The following is a 6,802-nucleotide window of genomic DNA, read 5'->3' as shown; positions in this document are numbered from 1 at the left end:
TGCAAGGCCAAGTGTACGAACTCAGCCCGAAGGGACAGCATGGTGCACTCCTTCCAGGGCACGTCCCACCTCCGCATCAGGTGTCGTGCCCCTATCGTATCCAGTGTTACCCATGTCTCTGAACAAGTGTTACCCATGTATCTGGTCTATACATCCCCACGGCCCAAAGGGCTGGGGGGGAGAGGGGGAACGAATCTTTCGGGGCTGGGCCGATGACCAAGAGCGGACGCTACAGCGCCCTGCTCCAAACGGCCCCTGGCCCGGCCCCTGAAAACTCCAAATTTAAAGCAGTAGACGCTCCATTCTGTAGGGTGCGGGCCGCCTTCGATGGCCCGCACCCGACAAAGAAACCAATTTCCTCATCCTTCCACCAAGATTTCGATCCCTCTTCGGGCCAGTTCCTCGAAGAACCGCTCCGGGGGGATGGCGCGTTCGGGCGGGACCACGCCTCGAGCGGTGATCTCGCCCCGTGCGATCATCTGAACCCCGATGCTCAAGGGCACACCGATGTTGCGGTAATAGGCGGCTTCTCCTCCCCACACCTCCTGAGGCGGATGGCGGTTGCGCAACACGACCGTCCGCGGACGCCCCGCCTGTTGGCCGTGGACCTCGACCACCAACCCATACGCCCAACGAGGGTTCTCCCGGGAGGCAGGGAGCGCGGCCAGGAGATGGGCGACAAGGTCAATGGCCGGGTAGGTTGTCCCATTCACCGAAACCGGCGTGGAGGAGAGGGCGCCCAGCTCGTAGAGGGCACGCATCGCCTGCATCACATGCGGCGGGAAGCATCCGCGTACGGCGGCGCGGCGCAACCCCGGAAAGGAACGCGGCAGGGTCCGGGCCTCATCGTGAGGGACATAATAAACCAGCTGCTCGCCGATCTGCTCATGGAAACGCATCCGCCTCTCCCCCGAGAAAGGTGGGGCTGGCCGCCACGCGCCATCTTCCCAGTAAACCGCCTCCCGCTCGGGCTCCTCCGGATTGAATTCCCAGAGGGTGGTGCGCAGCAGGCCCGGGGAGGGAGCGAGACATCGGAAAGCGGCGAAGGCGATCTCGATGGCCTCCACTTGATCCACAAATCGAGCCCCATAGGCAGCCATGACGTTGGTGGTCCCCGGCGTCGCCCCCACGCCGGGGATGAACACCATCCCTTTCGACCGGGCTGCTTCATCCAGTTCGAACTGCGCCTCATCGAAGGCCAGATCCACCCCGCTGACGCCCGCCTCCACACAGACCCGAGTGACCAGCACATCGTAGGCGAAGGGAAGGCCGTTCATGACCACATCGAACTCGCGGATCCGCCGGACCAACGCCTCTTCATCCCGGACATCGAGAGGGATCACCCGGAGGCGTGGATCGCCGATTTCCCGAGCCAAACGCTCGGCTTTCCGGGGATCGATATCGGCGATCACAATCTCATCGAAGAGGGCGCCGTATTGACAGAGATCGCGGGTGGCCTCCCGGGCCACCGCACCCGCTCCGCCAAGAGCCAGCACGCGCATGGAGACCTCCATGGTGTTCGGACGGGATCGCGGGAAGCTACCTGAAACGAGGAGGAATGAGGTCAACCATCTGCCGTCGCCCAGATGACCCAGCAGTGGCAGCGCCGGATGCGCGGAGCGGTCCGGAGGGGTCCTCGCCAGACCGAGGAACACAACGCTTCCGATGGATGTCTTGAGCGGCCCATCGCGTCCTTAGCCCCTGGCCCCTGTGAGGAGATTCCAGACGATTGAATTTCAACGTAGCCACCTAACGATTTCCTCCTCCCTCCCCTATAGCGAAGCAGCATCAGGAGGCATGCCCATTTCCAAACATCGAAGGGGAGAGGGCTCTGGACCATATTTTAACCGGGTTTGCTCTGTATGAGAAGCATCCGCCCTCCGTCGCAAAGATGAAAAGCGTGGGGGGAATATGGAAATTGTAAACCGGGGAGTTGCCCCAATACGTGTGGATGATCCTCTCACAGGGAATTTCGGCAAGAGTGGTGCCGTTGGTTTCCTCGTGGGGGCTTTGGGGGCGGAGGGATTCGCTTTCTCCGCGCACACCCTTAAAACGTAGAAGAGGCACCCGAGTGCGTTTAAAAATTCCGGCCGCAAGTTGGCCGTTGCTTCGAGCCGCGAAAGGGAGGATCAAGGCTCCTCCCCGTCAGCCTCCGCGCCGTCCAGCGGAGGCAGCTCATCCAGCGAACGCAGCCCAAAGTGCTGGAGGAAGAGGAAAGTCGTTCCATACAAAATCGGGCGGCCCGGGCCCTCGGCTCGACCGACCTCCTCGATCAACCCTTTCGCCAACAGAGTCCGCAGAACCCCATCACAATTTACGCCGCGGATGGCTTCGATCTCCGCGCGGGTGATCGGCTGCCGATAGGCGATGATGGCCAGGGTCTCCAGGGCCGCCGTCGAAAGACGGGGCGCGGCCTCCAAGCCCAGGAAACACCGTACATCCTCGGCCGCCTCCGGGGCGGTGACCAGCTGCACCCGATCCCCCATGCGCTGGAGTCGAAGCCCTCGCGTCTTCAGATGCTCTTGAAGCGCGTTCAGGGCCCCCTCCACCGCCTCGGGGGGAACCTTGAGCGCGCGGGCGAGCTGGGCGATGGAAGGAGGATCCCCGGCCACAAAAAGCAGCGCCTCCACCCGGGCCTCCAGGGGGAGGTGGCCGTTCGGAGAGATCGCTTGTGGGAAAGGCTCGCTCTGACCCGACAGCTCTCGCCCTTTCACCTGGCGTTCCGGCTTCCCCTCCATCGATCCGCTCCTCTCGCGGTCTTTTCATAAAAATTGGGGGTGGGTGAGACCGCCTTCGACAGCCTCCAACCCCCGAAGGGGCGCCTCCCCCCCTCCCCCGTAGCGATTCCGCCTGATCCCATTCGGTTCGGAGCGCTCATGAGGAGGCGGAAGGGCCCCCAAAAGCTCCCAGGGGGCAACCGCCTACATCCCGTATCGGCATTGCGTGAGAACGACTGAATAGTTCCCCTCCTCCGTTACTGAGAGGCCGGGCGGGCTGGACGCGGCCCCCCTTTCGGATACGGTGCATGGCGGATGCGGACCACCGGTTGGCCGTAGAGGCGAAGGCCCATCTTATCCTCAATCACCACACGAGCCATCTGCAGGATCTCCTCCGCTTTGCGAGGCACTTCGACCTCCGGAGTGGTCAACACGTCCAGCTCCACCCGCAGCCCCTCCCGATGGGGGATCACGCGGGGGTGGACCTCAATGACATCGGCCAGTTGATCCAGATGATATTTTAAGCGCTCACGAATCGAATCAACAGCCACGGCCACGGTCGCGCCGCTGACGGCCGGCACACGAACAATCCGCCGGGGCGGCCTGACCTCAAAGAGCAACCAAAGGATCAACAGGGCGTCCACGATCAGCGCCAGCAGGATCCCCACCCCGTAACGGATCTCTGGGCGGATTTGGCTAAGGGTTTCTACCGCTGTTTCGGCAGCGATGCGGAGCAAGCCCGCCAGCTCCAGAGGGGTAATGAGCAGCACGCTGCAAACCGGGATGGCCACCAAGATCATCAGCACAACCACCACGCGATTGAAGGCGTTCATTTTCACCTCCGCAGCCAGAAAGGCTTTAAGCCTCTGCCTCGATCGCTGGAAGGGCAGCCGCGTTCAAGATCTCGCGGGCCCGGGCGATGTCTTGACGGATCTGGGCGACCAATTCCAGAGCGGAAGCGAATTTGCGCTCCTCCCGGAGCCGTTCGATGAAATGCAATGTCAGCGGTCGCCCATACAAGTCCCCCGTCCAGTCCAGCAGATGCGCTTCGACAACCCGCTCACTGCCCTGATCGAAGGTCGGCCGCACCCCGATGTTCACCACCGCCATGCGACGGATCCCCCCGGGCAGCCCCGCCCAACAGGCGTAGACCCCATCGGCAGGCAGCGCGTGCTCCGGCCAGATGCGCAGATTGGCGGTCGGAAATCCCAGAGATTGCCCGCGGCCGGCGCCAGCGGTCACCTCCCCACGAACCGAGAACGGACGCCCCAAACATTCGGCGGCTGAGCGCACATCCCCCCGTCGCAACGCCTCCCGGATGCGGCTGCTTCGCACTGGACGCCCTCCCAAGTGGAACTCCATGGCCACATGGACTGTGTAGCCGTACTGACGGCCCAATTCCTCCAGCACCGGCAGCGTGCCCTCCCGACGATACCCCATCGCGAAGTCCGGCCCGGCCCACAACGCCCGCATGCCGATTCGAACCAAACGCTCCACGAAATCCGCGGCGCGGATGCGGGCGGTTTCTACCGTGAACGGGATCTGAACCAACAGATCCACCCCTAAGCGGGCGATGTGGCGCCGCTTCTCCTCCGGTGAGGTCAGATAAAAAGGCACCTCCCCTCGCAGAACCACCACCGGGTGTGGGAAGAACGTCACAACCACGGAACGCCAGCGATGGGCGCGCGCCATCGCCACCACCTGCCCGATCAGGGCCTGGTGGCCCAGATGCACGCCATCAAAAGCCCCAACGGTGACCACCGAAGGAGCGGGATCGATCGCCTCCAATTGTTGCGCGAAGTGCATGGGGATGCACACCTCAGACAGGATGTTCGGTTACCATTACCGGACGGAGTGACCGCCCGCGCTCGCCCCTAAGGTTATTATGGATCCTCCGGGAACACCCGCACAGGTTGCCATCGCTCTCCTCGGCGCTCCAGCAGCGCCAACAGCGTTCCGTCCGGCCGGTGGACTCGAAGCCGGAGGCCCGGATGGGGAAGCTCCTCCGCAGGGATCGCTTGACCATGCCGCAGCCGGTTCAGGATCGTCGGCTCCGGCGTGATCGGCTCCCAATCCGGCAGGGCATCCTCCATCGGCCGCAGGTACCGGAGCCAGGTCCCAGCCTGGGCAGCGGCCTCCAAGCTCTCCCAGGCGATGGCATCGGCCAGGGTGAAGGGACCGCTGGCCAGCCGTCGCAGATCCGCCAGATGCGCACCGCACCCGAGCTGTTCCCCGATATCCCGGGCCAGGGCCCGGATGTAGGTTCCTGCGGAACAGGCCACTTCGACCGTGGCCCATGGCGGATCCCACTCGATCAGGCGGATCTCGGCGACCCGAACCCGACGAGGGGGTGGGGCCACCGGCTCTCCCCGTCGGGCCTTCTCATACAGGCGTTCCCCACCCTGTTGGATCGCCGCGAAGGCCGGAGGGGTTTGCAGGATCTCCCCCACAAAGGCACGCAGCGTTCCCTCCAAGGCCTCCCGAGAGACCTCCACCGGCCGTTCGCTCAGGATCCGACCTTCCGCGTCGTCGGTATCCGTCCGGATCCCCAGGCGGATCACGGCCCGGTAGCGTTTGTCGTGGCCCAGCAGAAACTCCGCCAGCCGGGTTGCCGGCCCGACCAGCAGCACCAGCACCCCCGTCGCCAGCGGGTCCAACGTCCCCGCGTGACCGATGCGCCGGATCCGGGTGAGCCGTCGTGCCCGCTCCACCACGTCGTGGGAAGTCCAGCCCTTCGGTTTATCCAGCACCAACAAGCCGGCGGGCGTCTTCATACCCTCTGCACCCTCATCGCCGTCCTTTGCGCCCTCGTGGGAGGACATAACCCAGTCGGCGCAGCTGTTCGGGATCCCGCCGCCAGTTCTTCCGCACCTTCACCCAGAGCTCCAGATATACCGAATGGCCCAGCAGGGCCTCGATCTCCTGGCGGGCAACCGCCCCGATGCGCTTCAGCATCTGCCCGCCCTCCCCGATCACGATTGGCTTGTGGGTCTCCTTCTCCACATAAATTGTGGCGGCGATGTAAGTCAGATTCGGATTGCGATCCACCCAGTCCGTGATCTCCACAGCGATCCCATGGGGCACCTCCTCCCGCAGCAGAAGCAAGGCCTTCTCACGGATCAGCTCGGCGACGATCATCTGAAGCGGCTGATCCGTCAGCATGTCGGGATCGTAATAACGGGGCCCCTCGGGCAGGTGGGCGATGATCCGCTCCAGGAGGAGATCCAGATGATCGCCCCGAACAGCGGAGATCTGCACCTCCTCCCACGGGAACGGAGGCTCCGCCTCCGGCGGAGTGGGGGCCAAGGCGCGATAGGCTGCGAGATGCCCTTCCCGGTCGGACCTCAGGAGATCGATTTTGTTCAACGCCAAGATAACCGGTTTGTCCCCAGCCTTCTCTTTCAGCAAATCGGCGATCATGCGATCCTCATCATCCGGCCACTGCGAAGCGTCCACCAAGAAGACGATCACGTCGGCGTCCGGGATGGTCTCCCGGGCGACCGCGACCATGTACTCCCCCAGCTTGTGGAAGGGCCGATGGATCCCGGGGGTGTCCATGAAGATGACCTGAGCGTCCGGGCGCGTCAGCACGCCCAGGATCCGATGCCGTGTAGTCTGCGGCTTCGGCGAGACAATGGAGATCTTGGTTCCGAGATAAGCGTTCAGCAAGGTGGATTTCCCAACATTGGGCTTGCCGATGATCGCTACAAAGCCCGACCGATGGCCAGGCGGGACCTCTTCATATTCCGGGAAGGTGCGCTCGGGCTCCCATTCGCTCACAGATTATCCCTCCGTGCTCCTTGATTAAGGATTTCCGGGGCCAGCATGGAGGCCAGGTACCTACTCCGGCCCCAACCGGTTCGGATCATCCCGCTCCCGAAAACATCCGCAGGACGCTGAGCACACGTGGTGCTTCTTCCATCATTTTAGTTTTCAGGGGATATGATGGAGGGACAGATGGCCCCCAACCCCCAAGAATCCCCGGGGGAAACGGCTGGAAAGTGGATTCGGCCCCATCCCGCGATCGGATGTGGGAGAAGCACTAATGCTTTGTCCATTTTTCAATTTGGGTTTTCGGGGCTGGG

At 63.4% G+C, this 6,802-nt stretch carries 6 protein-coding genes; all 6 read right to left on the bottom strand.

The features are described from left to right. Positions 1 to 359 precede the first annotated feature (359 nt). The 6 genes from ACFMO5_RS11525 to era all read right to left on the bottom strand — a co-directional run bounded on the left by ACFMO5_RS11525 (position 360) and on the right by era (position 6,497). Positions 360 to 1,502 carry a saccharopine dehydrogenase family protein gene (locus tag ACFMO5_RS11525; RefSeq protein WP_376792898.1) on the bottom strand — a complete coding sequence of 381 codons (1,143 nt, stop codon included), beginning with the start codon at positions 1,500 to 1,502 and terminating at the stop codon, positions 360 to 362. A 627-nt stretch (positions 1,503 to 2,129) separates the two neighbouring features. Further along, entirely contained in the window at positions 2,130 to 2,738 is a 609-nt protein-coding gene (gene scpB, locus ACFMO5_RS11520; RefSeq protein WP_376792897.1) for an SMC-Scp complex subunit ScpB, read from the bottom strand. 236 nt (positions 2,739 to 2,974) lie between these two features. Next, positions 2,975 to 3,550 (bottom strand): hypothetical protein, encoded by a 576-nt coding sequence (locus ACFMO5_RS11515; RefSeq protein WP_376792896.1) that lies wholly within the window; start codon positions 3,548 to 3,550, stop codon positions 2,975 to 2,977. A gap of 25 nt (positions 3,551 to 3,575) precedes the next feature. Next, complete coding sequence (locus ACFMO5_RS11510; RefSeq protein WP_376792895.1) at positions 3,576 to 4,523, bottom strand: bifunctional riboflavin kinase/FAD synthetase; 948 nt, start codon at positions 4,521 to 4,523, stop codon at positions 3,576 to 3,578. Between the two features lie 77 nt (positions 4,524 to 4,600). Further along, positions 4,601 to 5,491 carry a tRNA pseudouridine(55) synthase TruB gene (gene truB / locus ACFMO5_RS11505; protein WP_376792894.1) on the bottom strand — a complete coding sequence of 297 codons (891 nt, stop codon included), beginning with the start codon at positions 5,489 to 5,491 and terminating at the stop codon, positions 4,601 to 4,603. A 13-nt stretch (positions 5,492 to 5,504) separates the two neighbouring features. Next, positions 5,505 to 6,497, bottom strand: coding sequence for a GTPase Era (gene era / locus ACFMO5_RS11500; protein WP_376792893.1), 993 nt, complete (start codon positions 6,495 to 6,497; stop codon positions 5,505 to 5,507). Between the last annotated feature and the right edge of the window lie 305 nt (positions 6,498 to 6,802).

Origin of the sequence: Thermoflexus sp. (genome assembly GCF_042408365.1) — a bacterium.
Taxonomy (GTDB): domain Bacteria; phylum Chloroflexota; class Anaerolineae; order Thermoflexales; family Thermoflexaceae; genus Thermoflexus.
The sequence above is the reverse complement of the archived record's forward strand: the minus strand, read 5'-3'. Positions and strand labels throughout refer to the sequence as shown.

Excerpts from the sequence above, each read along its gene's own strand:
- truB (WP_376792894.1), bottom strand. The coding sequence starts at position 5,491 with ATGAAGACGCCCGCCGGCTTGTTGGTGCTGGATAAACCGAAGGGCTGG.
- ACFMO5_RS11515 (WP_376792896.1), bottom strand. The coding sequence starts at position 3,550 with ATGAACGCCTTCAATCGCGTGGTGGTTGTGCTGATGATCTTGGTGGCC.
- scpB (WP_376792897.1), bottom strand. The coding sequence starts at position 2,738 with ATGGAGGGGAAGCCGGAACGCCAGGTGAAAGGGCGAGAGCTGTCGGGT.
- ACFMO5_RS11510 (WP_376792895.1), bottom strand. The coding sequence starts at position 4,523 with ATGCACTTCGCGCAACAATTGGAGGCGATCGATCCCGCTCCTTCGGTG.
- ACFMO5_RS11525 (WP_376792898.1), bottom strand. The coding sequence starts at position 1,502 with ATGCGCGTGCTGGCTCTTGGCGGAGCGGGTGCGGTGGCCCGGGAGGCC.